Genomic DNA, 24,654 nt, shown 5'->3' with positions numbered 1-24,654 from the left:
GGCAACAGTGGGTGGGGGGTTATTGGGGCGTGGTGCGGTTTGCGGCGATAACTGCTCCGATGGCGGTGACGATGGCCATGGCCCAGATGAGCATGTAGGCGCCGGCGCCGAAGGCGGCGTTGCCGGTGTGGGGGCCGGTGGTGGGGGCGCCGAATTGGGTGGCTGTTGCGCTGGCGTAGATGGCGTTGGCGGTGGTTAGGCCGAGGGTGGCGCCGAGGACGTCGCTGAGTTGCAGTGAGGAGGAGATGGAGGCGTGTCGTTCTAGGGGGGTTAGGTGCAGGGCGAGGACGGACAGGGATGCGGTGGATAGGCCCATGCCGATTCCCGTGAGGGCGAGGGTGGGGATGAACCACCAGGTGTGCAGGTTGTGGTGGTAGGTCAGGACGGTGAAGAGTGCGTAGGAGCATAGGCAGGTGAGTGCGCCGATGCGTACGAGGCGGTGTTGTTGTCCGTGCATGAGGGGGTGCCCTTGGGTGGTGGATCCGAGGAACCAGCCGACGGAGGCGCAGGCCAAGATAGTTCCGGCGGTGGTGAGTGTCATGTTGCCGCGGTTGACGAGGTAGAGCGGCAGGTAGGCCATGGTGGCGTTGAAGGCGGCGGTGAGGAAGAACCGTGAGGAGATGACGCTGGGGATGCCGTGGTGGAGTCGGAGTGTGCCGGTGGGGAAGGTGTAGTGCAGTGCGGCGCCGAGGGTGAGGGTGCTCAGGATGATGGTGCTGATGGTCAGGGTGGTTGGTGGGATGAGGTGGGTGCCGCTGGCTTGGAGTGCTGCGGCGCTGGCCGCGATGGCTGCGCCGCAGGTGAGGAGGGCGAGGCGGGTGCGGTTGGTGGTGTGGGGGTCGATTCCGGCGGGGGAGATGGTGTGGTGGTGGCGGATGAGGAGGGGCAGGGCGATGGCTACGGCGGGGATGACGATCCAGAAGGCCAGTCGCCAGGTGAAGGTTTGGGCTAGGAGTCCGGCCAGGAGGGGGCCGATGATGGAGGGCAGGACCCAGGCTGCGGAGATCCAGGCGAAGAGTCGGGGGCGTTGGGTGGGGTGGTAGAGGGCGCCGACGAGGACGTAGACGGTGACGGTGACTAGGCCTGAGCCTAGTCCGGTGAGTGCGCGGCCGATGATGAATGGTGTTGCGGTGGTTGCGGCGCCGCAGGTTGCGGCGCCGAGGGCGAAGAGGAGTTGTCCGGTGATGAGGGGGGCTAGGGCGCCGCGGGTGGCGATCCAGGCTCCTGCGATGACGATGCCGAATAGTTCGGCGGTGTAGAGGGCCGAGAAGGTGAGTCCGTAGCCGCTGTGCAGGTTGAGTTCGTTGGCGGCGTTGGGCATGACTGTGCTGATCGCCATTGCTTCGAAGGCGACGATGGAGATGAGGGTGATGATGGTGGCGGCGGTGGTGCGTTGGTGGGGTTGTAGTTGTGTGTTCATGCGGTGGTGGTGTTTCGGGGGAGTCGGATCCAGGCGGCGCTGTTGCCGGGCAGGTGGTTGTTGTGGCAGGGACTGCTGGAGATGAGGAGTTCGCCGTGGGGTAGTGGGGTGGGGGTGCTGCTGGTGTTGAGCATGAGGACGATGCGTTCGACGGGGCCGTCGGCGTGGAAGACGACGAGGTGGTTGTTTTCGGGGCCCATGTCGACGTGGGCGAGGTCGGTTTCGCCGAGGCGGTATTGGCGGCGCAGGGATAGGAGGTTTCGGTAGAGCTGGAGGGTGGAGTTGGGGGTGTTTTCTTGGTGGTCGCGGGCGTATTGGCGGTAGGTGTCGGGTTGGGGTAGCCAGGTTTTGCCGGTGGTGTTGAAGCCGTAGGCGGGGGCGTCGGCGTTCCAGGGGAGGGGTACGCGGCATCCATCGCGGCCGATGATGGTGCCGTTGGATCGGGTCCAGGTGGGGTCTTGCCGGTGGTGTGGGGGGATGGTGGTGGCTTCGGGTAGTCCGAGTTCTTCGCCTTGGTAGAGGTAGGCGGCGCCGGGGAGGCCGAGCATGAGGGTGGTGGCGGCGCGGGCACGGGTGAGGCCGAGTTGGGTGTCGGGTTGGGGGTCGTTGGGGCCGATGCCTAGGCGGCTTGCGGTGAGGGTGGTGTCGTGGTGGCCGAGGCGGGAGGCGTGGCGGACGATGTCGTGGTTGGACAGGACCCAGGTGGAGATGGCGTTGACTGCGTTGTTGGCGGTGATGGTGTGGGCGATGGTGTGGGTGATGGCTTGGGCGTCCCAGGCAGTGGTGAGGTATTCGAATCCGAAGCCGTGGTGCATTTCGTCGGGGCGTACGTAGCGGGCGGCGCGTTCGAGGGGGGTGACCCAGGCTTCGGCGATGAGGATGCGGTCGTTGGTGGGGTTGTTGGTGGGGTTGTATTCGTTGAGGATGCGGCGCCAGCGGCGGTAGATGTCGTGGACGCCGTCTTGGTCGTACATGGGTTGGTGGTGGGTGGGGTCGTTGGGGGTGAGGGTGGGGTCGGTGTCGGGTAGGCCGTCGGCTTTGATGAGGCCGTGGGCGACGTCGATGCGGAAGCCGTCGATGCCGCGGTCGCACCAGTAGCGGAGGATGGATTCGAATTCGGCGTGGACGTGGGGGTTGTTCCAGTTGAGGTCTGGTTGGGCTGAGTCGAAGAGGTGGAGGTACCAGCTGCCGTCGTCGGTGCGGGTCCATGCTGGGCCGGAGAAGTTGGATTCCCAGTTGTTGGGTGGCAGTTCGCCGTTGGGGCCGCGGCCTTGGCGGAAGATGTAGCGGTCGCGTTCGGGGGAGTTGGGGGCGGCGTTGAGGGCTTGTTGGAACCAGGGGTGGCTGCTGGAAGTGTGGTTGGGGACGATGTCGATGATGATTTTGAGGCCGAGTTGGTGGGCACGGTTGATGAGGTTGTCGAGGTCCTCGAGGGTGCCGTAGGTGGGGTCGATGTTGCGGTAGTCGGCGACGTCGTATCCGGCGTCGGCCATGGGTGAGGGGTAGAAGGGGCTTATCCAGATGGCGTCGACGCCGAGTTCGGCGATGTGGTGGAGGTTGTTGGTGATTCCGGGGAGGTCGCCGATGCCGTCGCCGTTGGCGTCGGCGAAGCTGCGGGGGTAGATCTGGTAGACGACGGCGTTTTTCCACCAGGGGAGTGGTTGTGGTTCTGGGGTGTTGATGAGGGAGTCGGCTGCGCGTAGGAGGTAGGCGCGTAGGGCTGTGTCTTCGGGTTGGGGCAGGCCCATGGCGTCGACGCCTTTCATCATGTGGGTTACCCAGCGGTCGCGTTGGGTGGGTGTGATGGCGAAGGGCATGTGGCGCATGCGTAGGCGGGGGTGGCCGCGTTTTTCGGAGTAGGTGGTGGGGCCGCCCCAGTATTGCTCTATGAATTGCAGGAGTCGTTCTTCGGCGGGGCCGAGGTCTTCTTCGGGGTAGAGGGCGCGTAGTTCGGGGTCGTTGCGGACGCCGTCGTAGAAGGTGGAGATGAGTGTGGTGAAGGCTGCGTGGCCGCCCATGCGTTCGTAGGGGCTGGGGCTGGTTGGGTTAGCCATGGTTCCATGCTCGCTTATGTGTCGTGTGAGTTCGAGTGGGGGTGTTGTGATCTGGCTGTTGGTGGGGCGTGTTTTTGGTAGGCACAACGTCGCTTTGCGTGTGGGGTGAAGGTATTCCACAGTTGGTGTCGTGGCTGACAAGAGTGGCGGTTCTGTTTCTGGTGTTGGTGATGAGGGGCGTTCGGGTGTGCCTGAGGGGGATGAGCGTTCGTGGTTTGTGCCGGTGACGCGTGATGTGTCTTCGGTTGAGGGTGATGCTGGGGTGGAGGCTGTCGCGGCGGTGAGTAAGCCGGAGATGTATCCGGCGTTGGATGAGAACAGCGTGATCGCTGAAGACCCGGTGACCGGGACGTTGAAGGTTATTCCGCGGGATCAGTTGAAGCAGAGTGGGCTGTTCCGGGTTCGGAATGCGTTGCGGGGTTCTGCCCCGACGTGGGGGATGGATCTTCGGGAGATCAATGATGGGGTGGAGCATGCGCATTCGCGGTCGGTGATTGATTTGGCGATGCGGATGGCTGAGGTGTCGTTGGCGACGGGGGCTTCGGCGGCGGATGTGACTGCGGGCGTGTTGGCGGTCACGCGTGCCTATGGGTTGCGGTCGGTGCATGTGGATGTGACGTTTACGTCGATCGCGGTGACGCATCACCGGGGGTCGTTTCAGGATCCGGTGACGATGGTGCGCACGGTGAGTGTGCGGGTGCCTGATTATGAGCGGTTGTCGCGGTTGGAGGCGTTGAGCGCGGAGATTTCTGAGGGTGATTTGCCTTTGGATGAGGCCAGGGCGCGGTTTTTGGAGATCAATGAGAGTCCGCATGCGTATGCGCGGTGGGTGGTGACTGTTGCTTCGGGTGTGACGGGTTTGGGTGTGGGGATCCTGTTGGGTGGTACGCCGGCTGAGTTGGTGTTGGTGACGTTGGTGGTGATGTTGGTGGATCGCTCCTCGTTGTGGTCGGCGCGGCGTAAGTTGGCGGCGTTTTTCGCCCAAATTGTGGGTGGTGCGATTCCTACGGTGGTGATGTTGGGGTTGGTTGCTGGTGGCGCGTATGTGTCGGATTCGTTTTTGGCAGTGCGGCCTTCGTTGATTGTGACGTGTGGGATTGTTGTGGCGTTGGCTGGGTTGTCTGTGGTGGGGGCGGCGCAGGATGCGATTGACGCGTATTACGTCACGGCGGCGGCGCGTTCGTTTGAGGTGTTCATGATGACGTTGGGCATTTTGGTGGGGGTGATGGGTGTGTTGAGTATTGGTCAGCGGTTGGGGGTGCCGTCGTATTTGATTCCTCCACGAACGTTCGCTCCGATGTTGGGGTGGCAGATCACGGGGGTGGTGTTGGCTGCCTTTGGTGCGGCGTTGTCGTCGTATTCGGGGCCGGTGACGGTGGTGGTTGCGGCGGTGACGGGTGCGTTGAGTTGGTTGGTGTACACGTTGGTGGGGGTTGTCGGGTTTGATCCGATCGCGGCGACAGCGGCTGCGTGTTTGTGTGCGGGGTTGATGAGTCAGTTGATGGCTGGTTGGTTGAATGTTCCGCCGTTGGGTGTGGTTACGGGTGGGATTGTGGCGTTTTTGCCGGGTGGTTTGGTGTTTAGAGGGTTGTATTACTTGGTTGAGCCGGTGCCGGATCCGTCTGCGGCGATGGATGGTGGGACGTTGTTGTGGTCGGCGGCTGCGACGGGGTTGGCGATTGCTGGTGGTGTGTCGATGGGGACGTATTTGGGTCGTTTCTTGAGGCCGCGCTCGCGGATTGCGGGGAAGGCTGTTTCGCGTGCGTTGCGTCGTTCGTCGGTGAGTTCGGGGGCGGCGAGCTGAGTGTTGTGGGTGTGAAGAAGGCCCCGTGCGTTGGTGCGCAGGGGGCCTTCTTGTGTGGGGGGTTATGACTTGGGTGGGGTGTTGTTGTCGGTGCCTTCTTTGGGTTTGGCGGCGTGGGGTGCCCAGGGCAGGTTGCTGGGCATGAGGAGGGGGCCGGCGATGCCGCGTGCGGAGAGGGCTTTTTTGCTGTGTTCGCGGATTTCTCGCATGACGCCCCATTGTTGGTCGGCGACGCATTTGGCGAAGATGCGGATGGTCATGGTGCCGCCTTCGAGGGATTCGACACCGGCGACGGTTGGTTCTTCGAGGAGGGATTTGCGCCAGCGGGGGTCGATGTAGACGTCGGCGACGACGCGTTTGAGGATGGAGATGACGCGGCCTGGGTCTTCTTCGATGGAGACGGGGATGTCGACGGCGCCGGTTTGGAAGCCTTGGGTGCGGTTGGCGATGCGGGTGATTTGGCCGTTGCGGACGTACCAGACGACGCCGGTGGCGTCGCGTAGTCGGGTGACGCGCAGGGTGACTTCTTCGACGGTGCCGATGGCTTCGCCGGTGTCGACGAGGTCACCGACGCCGTATTGGTCTTCGAACATCATGAACAGGCCGCTGATGAAGTCTTTGACGATGCTTTGTGCACCGAAGGCGATGGCGACACCACCGACTCCGGCGGAGGCGATGATCGGCGCCATGTTGATGCCGATTTCGGTACCGATCATGAGGGCGGCGGTGACCCAGACGAGGACGGAGACGATGCTTCGTAGGAGTGATCCGAGGGTGTCTAGGCGTTGGCCTTGACGGTCGGTGTTGACCAGTCCTGCTTGTTTGACGGCTCGGGCGGCTTTGCGGGCTCCGCGGCGCATGACGGGCAGTTGGGCGGTGGGCATGGGGTCGACCACGCCGATGCTGCCGGTGTCGCCGGTGGATCTGCGCCATTGGATGGTGCGGATGAGGGTGTTGATGCCGCGGTGTAGTAGCCAGCGGGCGAGGTAGGCGACGACGAGGATGAAGAGGATTTTTAGGGGGCGGTCTAGGAGCCAGTCGCCTAGGTCGCTCCATGTGAGGTCGCTGAGTTTGGATAGTGAGAAGGAGGTATTTCCGTTAGGTTCTTTGTCTGCGCCTGTCCCTGTTCGTCCGCTGGTGCCGGTGTGGATGGGATTACGGATGTCGAGCTTTGCCGTCATCATCATGAGGGTCGTGCCGATCATGTGATTGATTCTTACTGAGGTGGATCGGTACCAGCTGAAAGAGTGGGTTGGGATAAGGCGTTTTTGGTGGGTTTTGTGTGTCTTGTATGAGCGGATAGGACTGTGCTGGTAGGCAGCCCATAGGATGCTCGTGGTTGTCGACGTTGTGCTTGTGGACGCACGCGTTGTTTTTCTTAATTTTTCTTTCCCATTTTCTTTTGTGAAGAAAGGCTTGAATCCTTGACTCAGATGGAGCACCCTTCGCAGGTCCTGGCGGACCTGGCTCGCGCTTATGGTGTCGCGACCGAGTACGACAACTGGGAGGGTGAACACGTCATTGTTAGCGCCGAGACGATTCGGGCGGTGTTGGGCGCGTTCGATGTGGATGCTTCGGATGATGCGGCGGCGTCGCGGGCGTTACGTGAGCGGGAGGATGAGCCGTGGTTACGAACTTTGCCGGCGTTTTCGTTAGTGCGGGCGGGGGAGGGCGGCCGTGTTGCGGTGCATGTTCCTCATGGTGAGCCGGTGCGGGTGTGGGTGGAGTTGGAGGATCGGGCAGGTGTGCGTGATCTGAGGCAGTTGGATGTGTGGGTGGATCCGCGCATGGTTAATGGTGCGTTGGTGGGTGAGGCGACGTTTGAGTTGCCGGGTGATTTGCCGTTGGGGTGGCATTCGTTGCATGCCGAGGTGTCGGGTTCTGTTGAGGGGGTTGGGCAGGGCACGCTTGTGGTGGTTCCGGCGGTGTTGGATGTGCCTGAGCCGGTAGCTTCTTCGGGTGCTCGTGGGGTGGCGACGCAGATTTATCAGGTGCGTACCCGTCGTTCTTGGGGGATGGGTGATTTCGCGGATCTGGGTGATACGTGTGTGTGGGCGGGGCGTGATTTGGGTGCTGATTTTGTGTTGGTGAACCCGGTGCATGCGTCTGCTCCTGTTCCTCCGATTGAGCCGTCGCCGTATTTGCCGACGTCGCGTCGGTTTGTGGATACGAGTTATATCCGGCCTGAGGATGTGTCTGAGTTGGCGTATGCCGATGAGGGTGTGCAGGCGTTGGTGGCTCGGTGTGCTCGTCAGGGTCGGGCGTTGAATGAGCGGGACAGTATTGAGCGCAATGTGTTGGTTCCGCTCAAGCGTGAGGCTTTGCGTGCGTTGTATGAGGTGCCGCGGTCGGTGCGTCGTCAGTTGGAGTTTGAGCAGTTCTGTCAGGAGCAGGGGCAGCCGCTGATTGATTTCGCGACGTGGTGTGCGTTGATCGCTGATGGTTCGGTTAGTGATGCGCAGTGGCGGGAGTTGTTCTTCTCGCCGCAGGCTCCTGCGGTGGAGCAGTTCCGGGATGAGCACGTCGAGGATGTCGGGTTCGAGATGTGGCTGCAGTGGGTTGCTGATGCGCAGTTGGCGCAGGTGCAGCGTTCAGCTGTGGATGCGGGCATGAGTGTTGGTGTTTTGAAGGATATGGCGGTGGGGGTGCACCCGGCGGGCGCGGATGCGTGGTCGTTGGGGTCGGTGTTGGCTCGTGGGGTGACGGTGGGGGCTCCGCCGGATGCGTACAGCCAGTTGGGTCAGGATTGGAGTCAGCCGCCGTGGCGTCCGGATCGTCTTGTGGAGACGGGGTATCGCCCGTTCCGGGACATGATTCGGGCGGCGTTGCGTCATTCGGGTGGGATGCGTATTGATCACATTATTGGGTTTTTCCGGTTGTGGTGGGTCCCTGCTGGGAAGAAACCGCTGGATGGGACGTATGTGCGTCTGGATCATGAGGCGATGATCGGCATTCTCGTGCTGGAGGCTCAGCGTGCTGGTGCTGTGATTGTTGGTGAGGATTTGGGCACGGTGGAGCCGTGGGTGCGTGACTACTTGAGTGGTCGAGGCATCTTGGGTACTTCGATTTTCTGGTTTGAGCAGGATGCCGATGGTTTCCGGCAGCCGGAGACGTATCGCCGGTTGTGTTTGTCGTCGGTGACGACGCATGATTTGCCGCCTACGGCTGGGTATTTGGAGGGTGAGCACGTCAAGGTTCGTGACCGGTTGGGCATGTTTACTCAGCAGGTTGAGAAGGAGTGGGAGGCCTTCCATGATGAGCGGCACCGGGTGCTGTGCCGTCTTTCGGAGCGGGGTCTTGTTGATGCGCCCAGTGGTGATGGTGTTGATGCTCGCACGATCGCGGCTGAGGATGATCTTGTTGCTCACCGAGCTGGGTCGGTGGTGGAGGCGCTGCATCGGTATGTGTCGTGGACGCCGTCGTTGTTGGTGTCGGTGGCGATGGCTGATTTGGCTGGGGATCGCCGGGGTGTGAACCAGCCTGGAACTAATGATGAGTACCCGAACTGGCGGGTTCCGTTGGCTGGCCCTGATGGTGTTCCCATGTTTTTGGAGGAGCTGGTGCAGTCTCGGCGGGCTAAAGCGTTGGCTGCGTGTATTGAGCGTGGTGTTCCACGTTGTGAAGCCTGATGCGTTAGCGCGGCTGTAAGTAAAACCTGTGGTGGCCTTGCCCCTCTTTCTTAGAAGGGGGCAAGGCCACCACAGGTTTTTGGTGTGTCTTTAGCTTTGTGCGTCGCGTTCTTGGGCGGCTAGGGCGCGGGCGGCTACGTCGCGGCGTTCGTTCACTAGGCGTAGTAGCGCGTCGGGGGCATCGGTGTTGGCCTCTAGCCATGTTTGGGTGGCTTCGAGGAGTTCGCGTGAGGCTAGCACTGCGGGGTAGAACGATTCGATGATCGATTCGGTGATCGCGTGGGTGCGGGTGCGTTCGATGTCACGCAGCATCGCGTGGTAGCGCGGGATGTATGGCGTCAGTAGCGATAGGTCATTGGCGCGCACGAAGCCTTGTGCGGTGGCTTCGATCATGGAGTTGGGCAGGCTGTCTTCTTCGATTGCTCGGGCCCAGGCTTGTTCTTTGGCTTCGGCGGTGGGTATGGATGCGCGGGCGCGGGCTCCGCGTTCGCGGCCGGTTGCGGTGCGGTCTTTTTCTTCTTCGGCGGCGATTTCTTCGACGGTGGCGCGTCCTCCTGCTGCTAGGGATGTGAGGAGTGTCCAGCGCATTTCTGTGTCGATGTCCAGGCCAGGCAGGGTTTGGGTGCCGTCTAGGAGTGCGCGGATGCGCTCTAGTTGGGTGTCGGTGGTGGCCCAGGTGGCTGCGGCGGTGACGAGTTGGAGTTGTGCGTCGGAGCCTGGTTGGGCGTTGTTGGCTAGTTCTGCGAGTTTGTCGCCTAGCTCGATGGTGGTGGTGTCGCGGGTCTGGGGTGCGACGTACATCTTGGCGGTGGTGGTGATTTGGGAGATGAGGCTGCGTCGCAGGGTTGAGTCGAGGTCGTCGGCGAGGAATTGCAGCCCGATGTTGATGAAGGTGCGGGCTGGTAGTGCGGCGTCGCGGGTCATGTCCCATAGGGAGCCCAGGACGACGGCGCGGGCGAGGCTGTCGACGATGGCGTGTGGATGGGCCATGACGGTGGCCAGGGATGTGTCGTCGAGTCGGACTTTGGCGTAGCCGAGGTCGTCGTCGTTGAGGAGGAGTAGATCGGGGCGGCGTAGGCCAGCTAGTGCGGGGATTTCGGTGTTTTCTCCGTCGATTTCTGCGTGGATGAGGTCGCGTCGGGTCAGGACGGGGGTGGCGCCGGTTGCGTCGAGGTCGTAGAGCCCGATGCGGATGGTGTGGGGTCGCAGGGTGGGGTGGGTGGTGGTGGCGGTTTGGATGATCCGTACCGATTCCATAAGGGTGGTGTCGGTGTCTGCGGTGTTGATTTCGGCGTGGAGGGTGTTGACGCCTGCGGTTTCGAGCCAGAGGCTGGACCATTGGCTGAGTTGGCGGCCGGAGGCTGCTTCGAGTTCGGCGAGCAGGTCGGTCAGGGTGGTGTTTCCGTAGGCGTAGGCGTTGAAGTAGTTGCGTAGCGCGGTGGTGAACGCTTCACGGCCGACGTAGGCGACGAGTTGTTTGAGGACGGAGGCGCCTTTGGCGTAGGTGATGCCGTCGAAGTTGACGACGACGTCTTCGAGGTCGCGGATGGGGGCGACGATGGGGTGGGTGGTGGAGCGTTGGTCTTGGTCGTAGGCCCATGCTTTTTCGCTGGCGGCGAAGGTGGTCCAGGCTTCTGTCCAGCGGGTGGCTTCTGCTTGGGCGGCGGTGCTTGCCCATTCGGCGAAGGATTCGTTGAGCCATAGATCGTTCCACCAGCGCATGGTGACGAGGTTTCCGAACCACATGTGGGCGAGTTCGTGGAGGATGGTGAGGGCGCGGCGTTCGATGATTGCTTCGGTGACGCGGCCGCGGAATACGTACATTTCGTTGAAGGTGACGGCGCCGACGTTTTCCATGGCGCCGAAGTTGTATTCGGGTGTGAAGATCTGGTCGTACTTATCGAACGGGTAGGCGAGATCGAATTCTTTTTCGTAGTAGTCGAATCCGCGTTTGGTGATGTCGAAGACGTTGTCGGTGTCTAGGTGGGGCATCAAGGAGCGGCGGGCTAGCAGGCGCAAGGGGATGGTGCGCCCGTCGCCGGTGGTGACGCTGTCGCTGACGGATGCATAGGGTCCGGCGATGACTGCGGTGACGTAGGGGGGAAGGATCGCAGTGGGCGGGAATGTCCAGGTGGTGTCGTCGCCGTTTTCTTCGGTGGTGTCGACGTTTTGGGTGGAGATGACTTCCCATTCCCGTGGTGCGGTGACGGTGAATTGGAAGGTGGCTTTGAGGTCGGGTTGTTCGAATACGGGGAAGACACGGCGGGTGTCTGCGACTTCGAATTGGGTGTAGAGATAGACCTGCTCGTCGGCGGGGTCGACGAAGCGGTGGAGGCCTTCACCGCTGTTCATGTAGGCGCCAGTGGCGGTGATGTCGAGTTCGTTGTGTTCGGCCAGGTCGGTGAGCCGGATGCGTGAGTCGGCGAAGTGTTCTGCTGGATTGAGGGTGCGTCCGTTGAGGGTGATGGATTCGACGCTGGGGCCGATGAAGTCGATGAAGGTCTCGGCGCCGGGGGTGACGGCGTCGAAGCGGACGCGCGTGCGGGTGGAGAAGGTGGTGGGGCCGCCGTTGAGTGCGAGGGTGATGTTGTACTCGTGGACCTTCAGGAGTTCGGCGCGTTCGGCGGCTTCCTGACGTGTCAGGTTCTCGGCAGGCACGGGGTTCCTCCTGTGTTTTCTCGTGGCGGGGTGGGGCCGGTGGGGCTCATTGTCGTCACGATGTAGGCGTGTTTGGGGATCAGCATGGCATGGACGGCGCTGCGTCGGGGGGCTCTGAGGTCTCTAGGTAGGGGATTGGTGAGCGGGTTTCTCTTATGGCTGCTGTGAATGGGGCCTGGGGCGGGGTTGTGCTGTGCGGGTGGCACACTGGGCGTGTGGTCGGCGTGTGGAGTCGGCTGGTTTTGTTCTCGGGCTGCGCGTGTGGCCGTTGTGTATGAGGAGTGTGTGATGCGGGTTCATTTTGGTTCGGACCATGCTGCGTTCGAGCTCAAGGGCGTGCTGATGGAGCATGTGCGTTCGCTGGGTCATGAGGTGGTGGATCACGGGCCGCTGGAGTATGACGCTTTGGATGACTACCCGGTGTTTGTTGTGCCCGCTGCTGAGGCGGTGCGTGAGGATGCTGGCTCCTTCGGTGTTGTTTTGGGTGGTTCTGGCAACGGTGAACAGATCGCGGCGAACAAGGTCAAGGGGGTGCGGTGCGCGTTGGGTCACAGTGTCCAGACGGCGCAGTTGGCGCGTGAGCACAACAACGCGCAGTGTTTGGCTATTGGGGCGCGTACGTCGTCGGTGGAGTTGGCCAAAGAGATGGTGACGGTGTTTTTGCAGACGCCGTTCTCTGGTGATGAGCGGCATGAGCGTCGGTTGGCGATGCTGGAGTCGTATGAGTCCACTGGTGAGAAGCCGCAGGCGTGATTGCTGCGTAGGTGCGAAAAAGGTGAAGCGGCGAGGTGTTTACCTCGCCGCTTCACCTGTCTGTGGAGCGGGTGACGAGAATCGAACTCGCGTAATCAGTTTGGAAGACTGAGGCTCTACCATTGAGCTACACCCGCACGTGAACGGCGTTAACGCCGATCACCCGGTGGTCCCGCCCAGGAGTACATCGTTCTTCATAAATGAAGATCTTTGTTCTCGCGGGTGACCTTCCGCTTGAGAAAAGTGTGCCACAGGGTGGCCCCGGTCGAAAAATGTAATGGTGAAAGCGGGAAAGAAGCGGTTTTTGTGTGGGTGACAGCGGCGCTCAGCGGCGGGTGGCGACGTGTCGTTGCTCCTCGACGACTTCACTAATGGCGCGTTGGTAGCTGTCCAGGTCGGTCATGATTGTGCTGATTTCTTCGATTCCTTGGACGGCGCTTTGGGCGTCGTTGCGGATTGTGTCGACTTGGGTGGCGATGTCGTGGGTGGCTTGTGAGGTTTCGTTAGCGAGTTCCTTGACCTCGTTGGCCACCACGGCGAAGCCTTTACCTGCTTCTCCGGCGCGGGCGGCTTCGATGGTGGCGTTGAGGGCCAGCAGGTTGGTTTGGGCGGCAATGCTGGTGATCAGCTCGACTACTTGACCGATCTTTGTGCTGCTCTCGTCGAGTTTTGCCATGCGGCTTGAAGAGGAGGTCACTGCCGAGACGGCTCGGTTTGCTGCGTCGGCTAGTTGCTCGCTGACTTTGGCGAGTTGCGCCGAGGAGTCGCGCAGTCGTTCGGCGGTTTCTTCGGCTTCGGCGATGAGCTGTTTGGTTTGGTGGATGTCATGCAGGGCTCCGGCTACGCGGATAGGTACGCCGTTTGATCCGCGCAGGGTTGCTCCTGAGGCACGGAACCATTTGTAATCGCCGTTTTTGAGCTGTAGGCGGTATTCGATGTCGAAGGGTGTGCGGCCGGTGCGGTCGTTGAGGTGATCAGAGAATTTTTGAAGAGCCTGTTCCTTGTCTTCGGGGTGAAGGCGTGAGGCCCAGCTGTCGAGGACGTTGGGGAAGTCGCGTTCGTCGTTGAAGCCGAGCATGTGGCGGAATTCAGGGCTCCACCAGAAGGCATTGTTGGGGTTGATGGGGTCGCCTGCTTCGACGGCCATGTCCCATAGGCCGATGTCTGAGGCTTTAGTCATGAGGTCGAACCGCATTTTGACGAAGTCTGCTTCTTCTTTTGCGGCGGCGATTTTTCGGCGCAGTTCGTCGTTTTCTGCTTGGAGGGTTGCGTCTTCATCTGTGTATATGAAGGGCTGGTGGTTGTCGCCGAAGGGGGATGGGGCGGCGTTCGGCGCGGTGCCGCGTCGGAAAAGGGGCATATTCGACCTCCGTGAGTGCGTGGTCTTCTGATCGGCACCGGTGGAGGCAATGTGAGGTGCAGTTGGATGGGCCTGAGGGGCCATCAGTGTTTTTGGAGAGTTGTTTACAGAAGCAAAAAATCCCCTTCCGTGTGGAAGGGGATTTTTTAGGTGGTCGGGCTGACAGGATTCGAACCTGCGACATCGTGCTCCCAAAGCACGCGCGCTACCAAGCTGCGCCACAGCCCGCCTGCGGACCAATACTCCGCGGGTATCAGTGTAGGGCACAAATGGGGGTGTGGATGCCACGGGAGGGGGCGCTGTATCTGCGCCCCCTCCCGTGAATGAGGAGCCAGCTGCTCCTCGGTGGCCGCTCCTGGGTCGACTCATTCCCCCTGAGTCGTGAGCTGGCCTGCCCTCCCGCCCGGTCTTGAGGATCCGCTGAGCGGATTTGTTGACGTCATCGGTTGGGTGCGATGGGGTGTTACATAAACCTGCAAGTATCTTGCAATGTGAGATGTAAGTGAGGTGCTGGAGGGGGAGGTGAGAAGAGGGCTCCCTCTTTTCTGTGGAGGATTTTTGCTCCTGGGGCCCTGCCTGGTTAGGCCTCTGGGGGCAACCCTGCCCCTTAATTGCCTGTTCGGTTACGGGGATGTGGGCGTGAGCGGTTAGCATGGCTGGAACGGGGCTTTTGTGTGCACTCATCATCCGTTTCGGCTCTTGCCGAGTCGGTCCGGCGGTCGCATGCAACCGATCACCGCGACGCACCTGAATAGTCAGGTCGCGCCAGTCGTGCACCTCCCCGATCTGTCCTTATTCCCCATGTGATTCTGGAGTGCCAGAAGTGAAGAGCTCCGTCGAGACCCTCAGCCAGACCCGGGTCAAGCTGACCGTCGAGGTCCCCTATGACGAGCTGAAGCCTCGACTGGATGCCGCAGTCAAGGCCATCAGCTCCCAGATCTCCGTCCCCGGTTTCCGTCCGGGTCACGTCCCCGCCCGCCTCGTTGAGCAGCGCGTCGGCAAGGGTGCGATCGTGCAGGAAGCCGTCAATGAGGCCCTGCCGGAGTTGTACACGCAGGCCATGGTCGAGAACGAGCTGCGCCCCCTGGGTCAGCCCGAGGTTGACATCACCTCCGTGCCGCTCGAGGACGAGTCTGACTTCGTGTTCACCGCCGAGGTTGACATCCGTCCGGCCATCGAGCTGCCCGAGTTCGAGAAGCTGTCGGTGTCCGTCGCGGATGTGACCGATTCCGCCATTGATGAGCAGACCGACAAGAACGTCGAGCAGCTCCGTGAGCGTTTCGGTTCTCTCGTTCCCGTTGACCGCGCGGCGGCTGAAGGTGACTTCGTCGTCATCGATCTCAAGGGCACCATCGGTGAGGAAGAGATCGACGCAGTCTCCGGTGTTTCCTACGAGGTTGGTTCCAAGACCATGCTTGAGGGCCTCGACGAGGCACTCATCGGCATGAAGGCCGAAGAGACCAAGACCTTCAAGGCTCCGCTGGCCGGTGGCGACCACGAAGGCGAAGACGCTGACATTGAGGTCACCCTCTCGGGCGTCAAGGTGCGCGAACTACCCGAGCTTGACGACGAGTTCGCTCAGATGGCTTCCGAGTTCGACACCTTCGAAGAGCTCAAGGCTGACTCCCGTAAGCAGGCCGAGCGTGAGCTCGTGCTCCAGCAGGGCATCGAAGCCCGCGACCAGCTTTTGGATCACCTTCTCGAAACCCTGGAAATCCCCGTCCCGGACAGCCTTGTCCAGGCCGAGGTTGACAGCCACTTGGCACGTGAAGGCCGCGAAAGCGACGACGAGCACCGCCAGGAGCTTGTTGAATCCACCGAAAAGAGCCTGCGTACCCAGCTTCTCCTCGACGAGATCGCTGAAAGCCGCGAGGTTCAGGTCAGCCAGGGTGAGCTCATCGAATACCTGATCATGACTGCTCAGCAGGCAGGCATTGACCCCGGTCAGCTCGCCCAGGTGATGGAAGACCAGAACCAGGTCGCCGCTATGGCTGGCGAGGTCGCCCGCCGTAAGGCATTGGCTTCTGTGCTTGAGCTCATCAAGGTCACCGACGCCTCCGGCAACGAGGTTGACCTCAGCGCCGATGTCGACGCCGAAGAAGGCGAAGAAGAGGCCGCTGCTGAGGCTGAGGAATCCGACAAGAAGTGACACAAACGCGCCCACAAGGCGTCGTGATGTGAGGGAGGTGTCCTGTCGATGCGTTCGGCAGGACACCTCCCTCACGCATCCACCCGCTTCGCGTGCAGCTTGTGCACGTCGGTGTCGTTCTCGGTGGATGCATCCGGTGATGATGGAAAAGAACAAATAAAACGACGAGTGCGCAACACCCCACAACTACGCATTAGCTGACACCAAGCATCACCAGCCCAATGCGGTTCAGGGGTCCAGAGACGGAATTACCTCGTGAGGTGGAGCGTTACTCTCGTGAAAGTGCCGGATCGTCAGCGGGGTTCACCCCCACGTACGCCGCTAGACGTCACATCCGGTGATCAAGCGAGTGAGGAGACCACGTGAGCCACAGCAGCGACATCGTTGCCGCAGGGCCGGGACCGATGGGTGGCCTGGACGATCACATCTACAACCGTCTGCTCAAAGAGCGGATTATCTTCCTGTCTTCTGAGGTGCGTGACGAGAACGCCAACGCTATCTGCGCGCAGCTGCTTCTCCTGGCCGCCGAAGACCCCGACAAAGACATTTGGCTGTACATCAACAGCCCCGGCGGGTCCATCTCGGCAGGTATGGCGATCTACGACACGATGAACTGGATCCCCAACGACGTAGCCACCGTGGCATTGGGCATGGCGGCCTCTATGGGACAGTTCCTGCTCACCGCAGGCGCGCCAGGTAAGCGATACGCCACCCCGCACAGCCGCATCCTCATGCACCAGCCTCTGGGTGGTATCGGCGGTAAAGCCACGGACATCAAAATCCAGGCTGAGCAGATGCTCTTCATCAAACGCCAGATGGCCGAACTTATTGCTCACCACACCGGACAGACCGTGGAGAAGATCACCGAAGACTCTGACCACGACCGCTGGTTCAGCGCCCAAGAGGCCAAAGAGTACGGCTTCGTTGACCACGTGTACGAGCACGCCAACCAAACCCCCGGTAAGGGAGGCACGAGCGACTGATGCACTTCCAGTACCCCATCGCATCGAGCCAGCCCGAGAACGGAACGTCCATGATGAACGAACAGCGCCGCCCCGCAGTGGCAATGCCGAGCAACCGCTACATCCTTCCGCAGTTCGAGGAGCGCACCTCCTACGGGATGAAGCGCACCGACCCGTACACGAAGATGTTCGAGGACCGCATCATCTTCCTCGGTGCGCAAGTCGATGATGCTTCTGCTGACGATGTCATCGCGCAGCTGATCGTGCTGGAGTCCCAAGACCCAGAACGCGACATCATCATGTACATCAACAGCCCTGGCGGCTCTTTCACCGCCATGACAGCCATCTACGACACGATGCAGTTCATCCGCCCCGACGTGCAGACGTTCGTCGTGGGACAGGCCGCTTCGGCCGCTGCGGTACTTCTCGCTGCTGGTGCCCCCGGTAAGCGTTTCGCCTTGCCTAACGCTCGCGTGCTCATTCACCAGCCCGCGTTGGCTGGGAGCGACTACGGCCAGGCCAGCGACATCGAAATCCAGGCCAACGAGGTCTTCCGGATGCGCACCTGGCTGGAAGAGACGCTGGCGCACCACTCGGGCCGCACGCCTGAGCAGGTCAACGCTGACATTGAACGCGACAAGATCCTCTCCGCTGAGGAAGCGCGCGAATACGGTCTCATCGACCAGGTTTTGGCAAGCCGTAAGGCATCGCGTCAGCGCTGATTGCTGAGGCATCGTCCGCAAGGACATATCTTGACAACGGAGTAGGTCGGGGCGATCACATGATCACCCCGACCTACTCCGTCTCCTCAGGAAAGCTTGTGTTTACGCCGAAAGGGTGAACACTGGGAAACCTCGTCACAATGCCGATGAGATAATGAGATTCTGTCTTTGCGTGTGCTGTGTCATCAGCGAATTGAAGCTCCCCCGTGGGCGACACACGGATTCAATAACTGTGAGAACGTGTGTCTGCCGATAGGTTCGAGATCGGGTTTGAGGATGCAGCATCGAGGGATAGCCAGCCAAGGCCACAAGCCCCACGGCACAGGCCGCCGCTGTTGTTCGGCGGAGCTGGCTAGTCGGTTTTGTTCGTGTCGGATTCCCGTAATGGTCCGCCGAGGCGGGCGGGAAGGATGATTTCGTGGCACGTGTTGGTGATGGCGGAGATCTGCTGAAGTGTAACTTCTGCGGGAAGAGTCAGAAGCAGGTCAAAAAGCTCATCGCGGGCCCCGGCGTGTACATCTGTGACGAGTGCATCGATCTGTGTAACGAGATCATCGAGGAAGAACTCACTGACAGCAGCGACTTTGGCCCAGGTGAACTGCCAAAGCCGCGAGACATTTTCGCTTTCCTCGAGCAGTACGTCATTGGTCAGGACTCGGCCAAGCGGGCACTAGCGGTCGCGGTGTACAACCACTACAAGCGCATCCAAGCTGCGCCCCGCAAAGGTGATGAGCAGGTCGACATTGCCAAATCAAACATTTTGCTTATCGGTCCCACTGGGTGCGGAAAAACATATCTCGCGCAGTCTTTGGCGCGCATGCTCAACGTGCCGTTCGCTATCGCTGATGCAACCGCACTCACCGAGGCAGGGTATGTCGGTGAAGATGTCGAGAATATCCTGCTCAAACTCATCCAGGCTGCAGACTTCGATGTGAAGAAGGCCGAGACGGGCATCATCTACATCGACGAGGTCGACAAAATCGCTCGTAAATCAGAGAACCCCTCCATCACGCGGGATGTCTCCGGTGAAGGCGTACAGCAAGCTCTGTTGAAGATCCTCGAAGGAACGACTGCATCCGTTCCTCCGCAGGGCGGCCGTAAGCACCCGCATCAAGAATTCATCCAAATCGATACGACAAACGTGTTGTTCATCGTCGGTGGCGCATTCGCTGGACTAGACAAAATCATTGAGTCGCGTGCCGGTAAAAGCGGCCTAGGGTTTGGTGCGGACCTGCACCAGGCCAGCACCGAGCCAGAAGGCTACGGCGATGTTATGCCAGAAGACCTGATGAAGTTTGGTCTCATCCCCGAATTCATTGGGCGTCTTCCCGTGATCACGACTGTCTCTCCGCTGGGCCGGGACGCCCTGGTGCGGATTCTGCAGGAGCCACGCAACGCCCTGGTGAAGCAGTACAAGCGCATGTTCGAGATTGATGGTGTGGACTTGGAGTTCACCGAGGATGCGCTAGAAGCAATCGCTGACCAAGCACTCCTGCGTGGCACGGGAGCCCGTGGGCTGCGTGCCATCCTCGAAGAAGTCCTCTTGCCCGTCATGTTCGATGTGCCCAGTGATGACGAAATCGCTCAAGTTGTCATCAGCCGCGAGGTAGTGCTCGAAAACGTGCTGCCCACCATCGTGCGCCACAACCCCGATGAACTACGTTCACGCAAGAGGCTTGACCGTAAGGAATCCGCTTAGGCCACACTCGTTCTTATGCTCCGAGAACTCGAATCGGTGGGGCGTAAGGGGCCGGTTCAGGCAACCCCCACCAGTTGTGGCGCGGCAGCACTTGTGATGGCTCGTGCCTTAATCGACCCTCCATTTGCGGCGTGGCTGTCCGCTGATGACGTCTCTGGAGAAAAACCGCGCGTCGGTGCAGTGGGTGTTGAGACCCCTCAGGCAGCGCGCATGCGGGCCCAGACGGCCGCGAAACGGTGGGCTACTGCTGAATCCGAGGTACTCACCCGCACGAACGCAGTTACGCCGCGGCGAGGCACTCTGCAAGTGCCGTGGCCGACGTCCTTAGGTACTCCGCCCTGGGGTGCCAGGGCCGAGATCGAACGTTCTGGTTCTGTGCCAGGGGTGTCTTATGAAATCCGTCTTGTGAGGTTCGCTGATAAACGTCGGCGCGCTTCTCTTTTTGATGAAACGGTCGCACGGATCGGGGTAGGGCGCCCCGTTCTTGTCTACGTAGGCGGGACACACATGCCTCGGCATGTAGTGCTGTGGGCGCGTACCGAACCGGGAAAACCAGTACTGCAATACGACCCTGGCACAGGCGATGTGGACGCCCCACGGCGGGAAGGATTCCTCACTGACCGGTGTGCCTTATCTGGGTGGAATGTTCCGTGGCTGCTCGTACGCCCAGACCCAGTAACGATCGCGCGCGAGACCGGACGGCTGGCGCTATGGATGCCCCGGCCAAGCGCGCAGTCAAGCATTGCTATGCGTTCTTGAAACACAAAGTCGGGGTGCTCATCTTCGAGTTCGAAGGTGAGCACCCCGATCTATGTCACGGCTGCCTCAGCAGGGGTGTGTCACTTTTTCTTTTCGCGCGGGGGCGGAGGAATAAGCACTGCGTCACGAATGACAACTGGGTTCTCGGTGGTTTCTTCCTCGACGTAGGTGTGCGCGAGCACCCTACCGGTTGCCAGCAAGTCCGCCTCGACCTGTTTGAGCAGCGACAGCGTGGCAGCAGAGCCAGCAATCACGACTGTCTCGACCTCAGCACGCATACCGACCTTGGCATCGGACTTCGCCCGGCGGATACCAGCCAGCGCTTCACTGACAACACGCAGGACAACTGGGTCTCCGGAGGTCGCGAGGGTGACGTCTTCGGGAACTGGCCACGCCTGGCGGTGAACAGAACCTGTCTCGGCGCGCCACCAGCTCCACACCTCTTCGGTGGCGTAGGGCAGGAACGGCGCAAACATGCGCAGCAGTGTCTCCAGGGCTAGCCGCAGCGCAGCCTGTGCCGAGGCAGCTCCTTCACCTTCGCTGTAGGCGCGGTCTTTGACGAGCTCGAGGTAATCGTCACAGAACTCCCAGAAGAAGGTTTCCGTCACTTCGAGGGCACGGGTGTGGTCGTAAGCCTCGAAACCTGCGGTGGCCTTGCTGATCACCTCAGCCAAGGAGGCAAGCATGGAGGCATCCAGCGGGTGAGTCACCTGGGAGAGCAGGTGAGCGCGGTCAAACGACACTGGCGTGTCTGCGGCACCGAAGCCCAGAACAAACTTGCTCGCGTTGAGTACCTTGATCGCCAGGCGGCGCCCAACCTTCATCTGGCCGGTGTCGAAGGCGGCGTCGGTGCCTAGACGGGCCGATGCAGCCCAGTAACGGACCGCGTCCGAGCCGTGCTGCTGCAGTAGCCCCTCAGGGGTTTCGGCGTTGCCTTTGGACTTGCTCATCTTCTTGCGGTCCGGGTCAAGGATCCACCCGGAGATCGCTGCGTCAGTCCACGGCAGGGAGTTTTGTGCGTGGTGGGCACGCACAACGGTGCTGAACAGCCAGGTGCGGATGATGTCTTGGCCCTGGGGGCGTAGGTTCATCGGGAACAGTTTGGCGAACAGCTCGGGGTCGCCTTCACCCTCGGCCCATGGCCAACCAGTGGTGATCTGCGGGGTGAGGCTAGATGTTGCCCAGGTGTCGAGGATGTCGGTGTCGCCGATAAATCCGCCGGCTTGCCCGCGCTGTTCTTCGGTGTAGCCGCTGGGAACATCGGTGTAGGGGTCGATGGGTAGCTGCTCGGGTGCTGGGACGATGGGGGAGTCATAGTCGGGCTCGCCGTTTTCGCTGATGGGGTACCACAGCGGAATCGGCACACCAAAGAACCGCTGGCGGCTGACTAGCCAGTCGGTGTTCAATCCACGAACCCAGTTTTCGTAACGGACACGCATGAACTCGGGGTGGAAGGTGAGCTCTTCGCCGCGCTTAAGTAGCTCTTCGCGCAACTCTTCGCCGCGGCCACCGTTACGGATGTACCACTGGCGGCTAGTGACGATTTCGAGGGGCTTGTCGCCTTTCTCGAAGAAGTTGGTCATGCGCTGGGTTGGTTTGGGGTCGCCATCCATTTCCCCGGATGCGGCGAGGGCCTCGACGATGTTCTTGCGCGCGGTGAAGGGGGTCTTCGTGGCGACGTGTTCGGCGTAGAACTGGGCACCGGATCCGCATAGCCATTCGGGAGTGTCACCGGAAAGGCGGCCGTTGCGGGTGATGAGTGAACGGGTGGGCAGGTTGAGTTCGCGCCACCACACAACGTCGGTGAGGTCACCGAAGGTACAGCACATGGCGATACCTGCACCCTTGTCCATTTCGGCGGCGGGGTGGGCCAGCACGGGGATCTCGACCCCAAATAGGGGCGAAGCCACCTTGGTGCCGAATAGGTTTTGGTAGCGCTCGTCATCGGGGTGGGCGATGAGTGCCACACAGGCCGGGAGCAGCTCGGGGCGAGTGGTTTCGATGTAGACGTCTTGGCCTTCGATGCGGTTGCCCTGCTCGTCGAGGCGGTGGAAAGCGATCCGGTGGTAGGCGCCAGGGTATTCGCGGGCTTCGAGTTCAGCCTGGGCCACAGCGGTTTGGAAGGTGACGTCCCACAGGCCGGGGGCTTCGGCCTGGTAAGCCTGGCCTGCTTCGAGGTGGTCCAGGAAGGCCCGCTGGGACACTGCGCGGGAGTGGTCGTCAATGGTTTGGTAGGTCTGGGCCCAGTCAACTGAGACACCGAGTCGGCGCCAAAGCGATTCGTAGGCTTTTTCGTCTTCGCGGGTGAGTTCGTAGCAAAGCTCGATGAAGTTAGCGCGGCTGATGGGCTGTTGGTCAGCCATCTTCACGGCTTTGCCGGACTTGTCGGCCATGCCGCGCTGTGGGGGTTCGTAGCTGTCGATGTAGGGCAGGGAGGCGTCTCCGCGCACACCGTAGTAGTTCTGGACGCGTCGCTCGGTGGGGAGGCCGTTGTCGTCCCAGCCCATGGGGTAGAACACCTCGAGGCCCTGCATGCGCTTGTATCGGGCGACAAGGTCAGTGTGGGTGTAGCTGAACACGTGCCCCACGTGCAGGGATCCGCTGGCAGTGGGCGGGGGAGTGTCGATGGAGTAGATCTGCTCGCGAGGAAGCTCCAAAGCGCGCTGGCGGTCGAAGTGGTAGGTGCCCTTTTCTTCCCATACTGGGCCCCACTTCTCTTCCAGGCCATCTACTGACGGTTTGTCCGGGATGTGGGCGTGATTGTGGTGGCCGGATATGGGGTTCGTCATGGGTTGATCTTCCCATCACCGCGCAAGTGGGGGCCAATCCAGAAGGCGGTCTTCAGCGTGGCGAAAGGCGATGGTGTTTCTAGCAGGTCACCAGGCAGATGCGATCAGGTAGGCGATGATGGTTTTCGCGACCATCCCGACCGCGAAGATTGTGCTGTACCCGGCTTCTACGCGCTCGTCAGCGACCCGGCTTTGCGCGTATGCCAGGAGTGCTGGTTGGCCAATGCTGCCGGCCACCAATCCGGCTGCTCGCCCAGTGGATAGACCAAGCAGAATCGCCGCGGCCCACATGAGTAACGCGATTGTGCCTGCGATCACCGCGGCCAGCGCGCCGACGGCGATACCGGTCAGGGAAAACGCGGTGCCGGCAAAGGCAGGGCCACTGGCCAGACCGACACAGGTCAGGAACATGGTCAGTCCCAGTTGTCGCAGGGTGAGGTTGGCGCTGTGGGGCAGTTCCCACACGAGGTTGCCGGTGCGGCGCACACGCCCTAGCAGCATGCCCATGACTAGGGGCCCGCCTGCTGCGCCTAGAGACAGCGACGCCGACCCCAGCGGCATAGCGATAGTGCCCAATCCGATCCCTAGAGCCATACCAATTCCCAATGAGAGCGGATCGATTTCAGAAATGCGGCGTTCGGAGTCACCGAAGATGCCAGCGGCGTGGTTGAGCCTGCCCGCAGGTAATACAACGAGGACGCGGTCACCCAGGGCCAGGCTGAGGTCGTCGTGGGCCAGGATTTGGGTGTCACCGCGGAACACGCGAGTGACGCGGCCACCAAACCGCCCTGGTAGGTCGATCTCGGCGAGGGTGCGGCCTGCTATCTCTGGGTTGGAGACGGTGACGCGGCGGTGATCGACATCTTGCCGGTTGTCAGTGAGTTCTACATCGGATTCGTGGCCTAGGAAGTCGATGGCAGGTTCCAAAGTGGCGGGGGTTCCGATGAGGAGGATGCGGTCACCAGGCATGAGGGTCGCGCCATCAGAGATGACACATCCGGCGCCATCACGGACGAAATATGATCCTTGGATCAGCTGCGCCTTCCAGCCAGGGACGTCCTCTAATGGGGTATGACGGGTTACTTCGACGCTGCGTGCGCATAGAGTGCCGCTGGTAACTGGTTCGGGGTCGCGGCGCGATGGCAGGGGCACGGCAGTGACGATGACGAGGGTGAGCATTGTGACGATGACGCCCACGGGGTAGCTGAGCGCATTGCCGACAGAGGGGATGGTGTTCCCGGCGGCCTGGGTTGCTGCGGCTAAGGCGGGGGAGGTGGTGGTGGCGCCAGCGTAGGCGCCAGCGACCATAGGCGCAGAAAGTCCCAACAGGCGCCCGACCCCGACGCTGACGCCCACGGAAATTGCTAAAACGCCCGCACTAGCTAGCAGGATCCAGGCTTGTCGTTTCAGGGTGGTGAAAAATGTGTACCCCACAGCTAGGCCTACCGTGTACACGAACAGGGCCAGCCCGAACGTTTGTAGCTGATGTACGTTTTCGCTCAGGCGGGCATCCAGTGCCCCTACCGCCAGTCCCACGAACAGGCCGCCGGCCGAGCCGAGGCGTAGTGGGCCGAACGGGATTGCACCTACGAGTGTGCCGCACGCCACCACCCCGAAAACTGTCAACAGCGGGTTGGCGGCAAGGAAATCCAGGACGGCATTCACCTCATAACGGTATGACGAGGTAAACCAAGGGCTGTCATCGCAGGTCTGGCCAGGGCGACGTACCACCTCAGACATGGCTAGAATTGCATGCATAGGCGCAGACCCGGCCATCACCGGTGAGCCTTCGGAAGAACAGCCACGTATCCGGTGATGCGTGGCCTAGTAGAACCGAACGGGCGGGCCCGTCACAGCCCAGCAGAGAGGTTCCCGCCCCGGTGCATGTGCCCGGTG

16 protein-coding genes and 2 tRNA genes are annotated in these 24,654 nt (G+C 61.2%); 9 read left to right on the top strand and 9 right to left on the bottom strand.

Annotation, left to right across the window (positions count from 1 at the left end; translation table 11 throughout):
- Nucleotides 1-19: 19 nt before the first annotated feature.
- Nucleotides 20-1,420, bottom strand: a complete 1,401-nt coding sequence (locus AC2T9U_RS06905; RefSeq protein ID WP_493695624.1) for an MFS transporter — start codon at nt 1,418-1,420, stop codon at nt 20-22.
- Nucleotides 1,417-3,474: an alpha-amylase family glycosyl hydrolase gene (locus tag AC2T9U_RS06900; RefSeq protein WP_493695623.1), complete on the bottom strand. Its 2,058-nt coding sequence runs from the start codon at nt 3,472-3,474 to the stop codon at nt 1,417-1,419. The genes AC2T9U_RS06905 and AC2T9U_RS06900 overlap by 4 nt, the downstream gene beginning before the upstream one ends.
- Nucleotides 3,475-3,604: 130 nt before the next feature.
- On the opposite strand from AC2T9U_RS06900, the gene AC2T9U_RS06895 reads away from it, so the two are divergent.
- Nucleotides 3,605-5,278: a threonine/serine exporter family protein gene (locus AC2T9U_RS06895; protein ID WP_208303291.1), complete on the top strand. Its 1,674-nt coding sequence runs from the start codon at nt 3,605-3,607 to the stop codon at nt 5,276-5,278.
- Between the two features lie 62 nt (nt 5,279-5,340).
- On the opposite strand, the gene AC2T9U_RS06890 is transcribed toward AC2T9U_RS06895, so the two are convergent.
- Nucleotides 5,341-6,483 (bottom strand): mechanosensitive ion channel family protein, encoded by a 1,143-nt coding sequence (locus tag AC2T9U_RS06890; RefSeq protein ID WP_493695622.1) that lies wholly within the window; start codon nt 6,481-6,483, stop codon nt 5,341-5,343.
- A gap of 228 nt (nt 6,484-6,711) precedes the next feature.
- Here AC2T9U_RS06890 and malQ point away from each other — a divergent pair, with 228 nt between their 5' ends.
- Nucleotides 6,712-8,907 carry a 4-alpha-glucanotransferase gene (gene malQ, locus AC2T9U_RS06885; RefSeq protein WP_493696940.1) on the top strand — a complete coding sequence of 732 codons (2,196 nt, stop codon included), beginning with the start codon at nt 6,712-6,714 and terminating at the stop codon, nt 8,905-8,907.
- 90 nt (nt 8,908-8,997) lie between these two features.
- On the opposite strand, the gene pepN is transcribed toward malQ, so the two are convergent.
- Nucleotides 8,998-11,565: an aminopeptidase N gene (gene pepN, locus AC2T9U_RS06880; RefSeq protein WP_493695621.1), complete on the bottom strand. Its 2,568-nt coding sequence runs from the start codon at nt 11,563-11,565 to the stop codon at nt 8,998-9,000.
- 288 nt (nt 11,566-11,853) lie between these two features.
- Between pepN and AC2T9U_RS06875 the strand changes: the two genes are divergently transcribed.
- On the top strand, nt 11,854-12,318 hold the full coding sequence (locus AC2T9U_RS06875; protein ID WP_115030004.1) for a ribose-5-phosphate isomerase: 465 nt from the start codon (nt 11,854-11,856) through the stop codon (nt 12,316-12,318).
- Nucleotides 12,319-12,381: 63 nt separating this feature from the next.
- Here the strand turns inward: AC2T9U_RS06875 and AC2T9U_RS06870 are convergent.
- From AC2T9U_RS06870 to AC2T9U_RS06860, 3 genes are all read right to left on the bottom strand, one after another.
- Nucleotides 12,382-12,455, bottom strand: a tRNA-Gly gene (locus tag AC2T9U_RS06870).
- Between the two features lie 188 nt (nt 12,456-12,643).
- A complete protein-coding gene (locus AC2T9U_RS06865) occupies nt 12,644-13,678 on the bottom strand; it encodes a methyl-accepting chemotaxis protein (protein WP_493695620.1) in 1,035 nt (344 codons plus the stop codon).
- Between the two features lie 151 nt (nt 13,679-13,829).
- A tRNA-Pro gene (locus AC2T9U_RS06860) sits at nt 13,830-13,906 on the bottom strand.
- 595 nt (nt 13,907-14,501) lie between these two features.
- Here AC2T9U_RS06860 and tig point away from each other — a divergent pair.
- From tig to AC2T9U_RS06830, 6 genes are all read left to right on the top strand, one after another.
- Nucleotides 14,502-15,827 (top strand): trigger factor, encoded by a 1,326-nt coding sequence (gene tig, locus AC2T9U_RS06855; protein WP_115032497.1) that lies wholly within the window; start codon nt 14,502-14,504, stop codon nt 15,825-15,827.
- A gap of 48 nt (nt 15,828-15,875) precedes the next feature.
- Nucleotides 15,876-16,028, top strand: a complete 153-nt coding sequence (locus AC2T9U_RS06850) for a hypothetical protein (protein WP_181816016.1) — start codon at nt 15,876-15,878, stop codon at nt 16,026-16,028.
- 203 nt (nt 16,029-16,231) lie between these two features.
- Complete coding sequence (locus AC2T9U_RS06845; RefSeq protein ID WP_051277776.1) at nt 16,232-16,810, top strand: ATP-dependent Clp protease proteolytic subunit; 579 nt, start codon at nt 16,232-16,234, stop codon at nt 16,808-16,810.
- Nucleotides 16,811-16,860: 50 nt separating this feature from the next.
- The gene (locus AC2T9U_RS06840; RefSeq protein ID WP_051277775.1) at nt 16,861-17,511 is read left to right on the top strand and encodes an ATP-dependent Clp protease proteolytic subunit; all 651 of its coding nucleotides are present in this window, start codon (nt 16,861-16,863) and stop codon (nt 17,509-17,511) included.
- A 418-nt stretch (nt 17,512-17,929) separates the two neighbouring features.
- On the top strand, nt 17,930-19,210 hold the full coding sequence (gene clpX, locus AC2T9U_RS06835; RefSeq protein WP_115030008.1) for an ATP-dependent Clp protease ATP-binding subunit ClpX: 1,281 nt from the start codon (nt 17,930-17,932) through the stop codon (nt 19,208-19,210).
- 15 nt (nt 19,211-19,225) lie between these two features.
- Nucleotides 19,226-19,969 carry a hypothetical protein gene (locus AC2T9U_RS06830; RefSeq protein WP_493695619.1) on the top strand — a complete coding sequence of 248 codons (744 nt, stop codon included), beginning with the start codon at nt 19,226-19,228 and terminating at the stop codon, nt 19,967-19,969.
- Between the two features lie 80 nt (nt 19,970-20,049).
- Here AC2T9U_RS06830 and valS read toward each other — a convergent pair whose 3' ends face one another.
- Both valS and AC2T9U_RS06820 read right to left on the bottom strand, forming a co-directional pair.
- Entirely contained in the window at nt 20,050-22,758 is a 2,709-nt protein-coding gene (gene valS, locus AC2T9U_RS06825; protein ID WP_493695618.1) for a valine--tRNA ligase, read from the bottom strand.
- 87 nt (nt 22,759-22,845) lie between these two features.
- A complete protein-coding gene (locus AC2T9U_RS06820; protein ID WP_493695617.1) occupies nt 22,846-24,498 on the bottom strand; it encodes an aspartate:alanine exchanger family transporter in 1,653 nt (550 codons plus the stop codon).
- Nucleotides 24,499-24,654 lie beyond the last annotated feature (156 nt).

Source organism: Dermatophilus sp. B7861-1 (genome assembly GCF_058996045.1).
This window is presented reverse-complemented; position numbering and strand designations above follow the sequence as displayed.

Excerpts from the sequence above, each read along its gene's own strand:
- AC2T9U_RS06905 (WP_493695624.1), bottom strand. The coding sequence starts at position 1,420 with ATGAACACACAACTACAACCCCACCAACGCACCACCGCCGCCACCATC.
- AC2T9U_RS06900 (WP_493695623.1), bottom strand. The coding sequence starts at position 3,474 with ATGGCTAACCCAACCAGCCCCAGCCCCTACGAACGCATGGGCGGCCAC.
- AC2T9U_RS06890 (WP_493695622.1), bottom strand. The coding sequence starts at position 6,483 with ATGATCGGCACGACCCTCATGATGATGACGGCAAAGCTCGACATCCGT.
- malQ (WP_493696940.1), top strand. The coding sequence starts at position 6,712 with ATGGAGCACCCTTCGCAGGTCCTGGCGGACCTGGCTCGCGCTTATGGT.
- AC2T9U_RS06875 (WP_115030004.1), top strand. The coding sequence starts at position 11,854 with ATGCGGGTTCATTTTGGTTCGGACCATGCTGCGTTCGAGCTCAAGGGC.
- AC2T9U_RS06865 (WP_493695620.1), bottom strand. The coding sequence starts at position 13,678 with ATGCCCCTTTTCCGACGCGGCACCGCGCCGAACGCCGCCCCATCCCCC.
- AC2T9U_RS06850 (WP_181816016.1), top strand. The coding sequence starts at position 15,876 with ATGCGTTCGGCAGGACACCTCCCTCACGCATCCACCCGCTTCGCGTGC.
- AC2T9U_RS06845 (WP_051277776.1), top strand. The coding sequence starts at position 16,232 with ATGGGTGGCCTGGACGATCACATCTACAACCGTCTGCTCAAAGAGCGG.
- AC2T9U_RS06840 (WP_051277775.1), top strand. The coding sequence starts at position 16,861 with ATGATGAACGAACAGCGCCGCCCCGCAGTGGCAATGCCGAGCAACCGC.
- AC2T9U_RS06830 (WP_493695619.1), top strand. The coding sequence starts at position 19,226 with ATGCTCCGAGAACTCGAATCGGTGGGGCGTAAGGGGCCGGTTCAGGCA.
- valS (WP_493695618.1), bottom strand. The coding sequence starts at position 22,758 with ATGACGAACCCCATATCCGGCCACCACAATCACGCCCACATCCCGGAC.
- AC2T9U_RS06820 (WP_493695617.1), bottom strand. The coding sequence starts at position 24,498 with ATGTCTGAGGTGGTACGTCGCCCTGGCCAGACCTGCGATGACAGCCCT.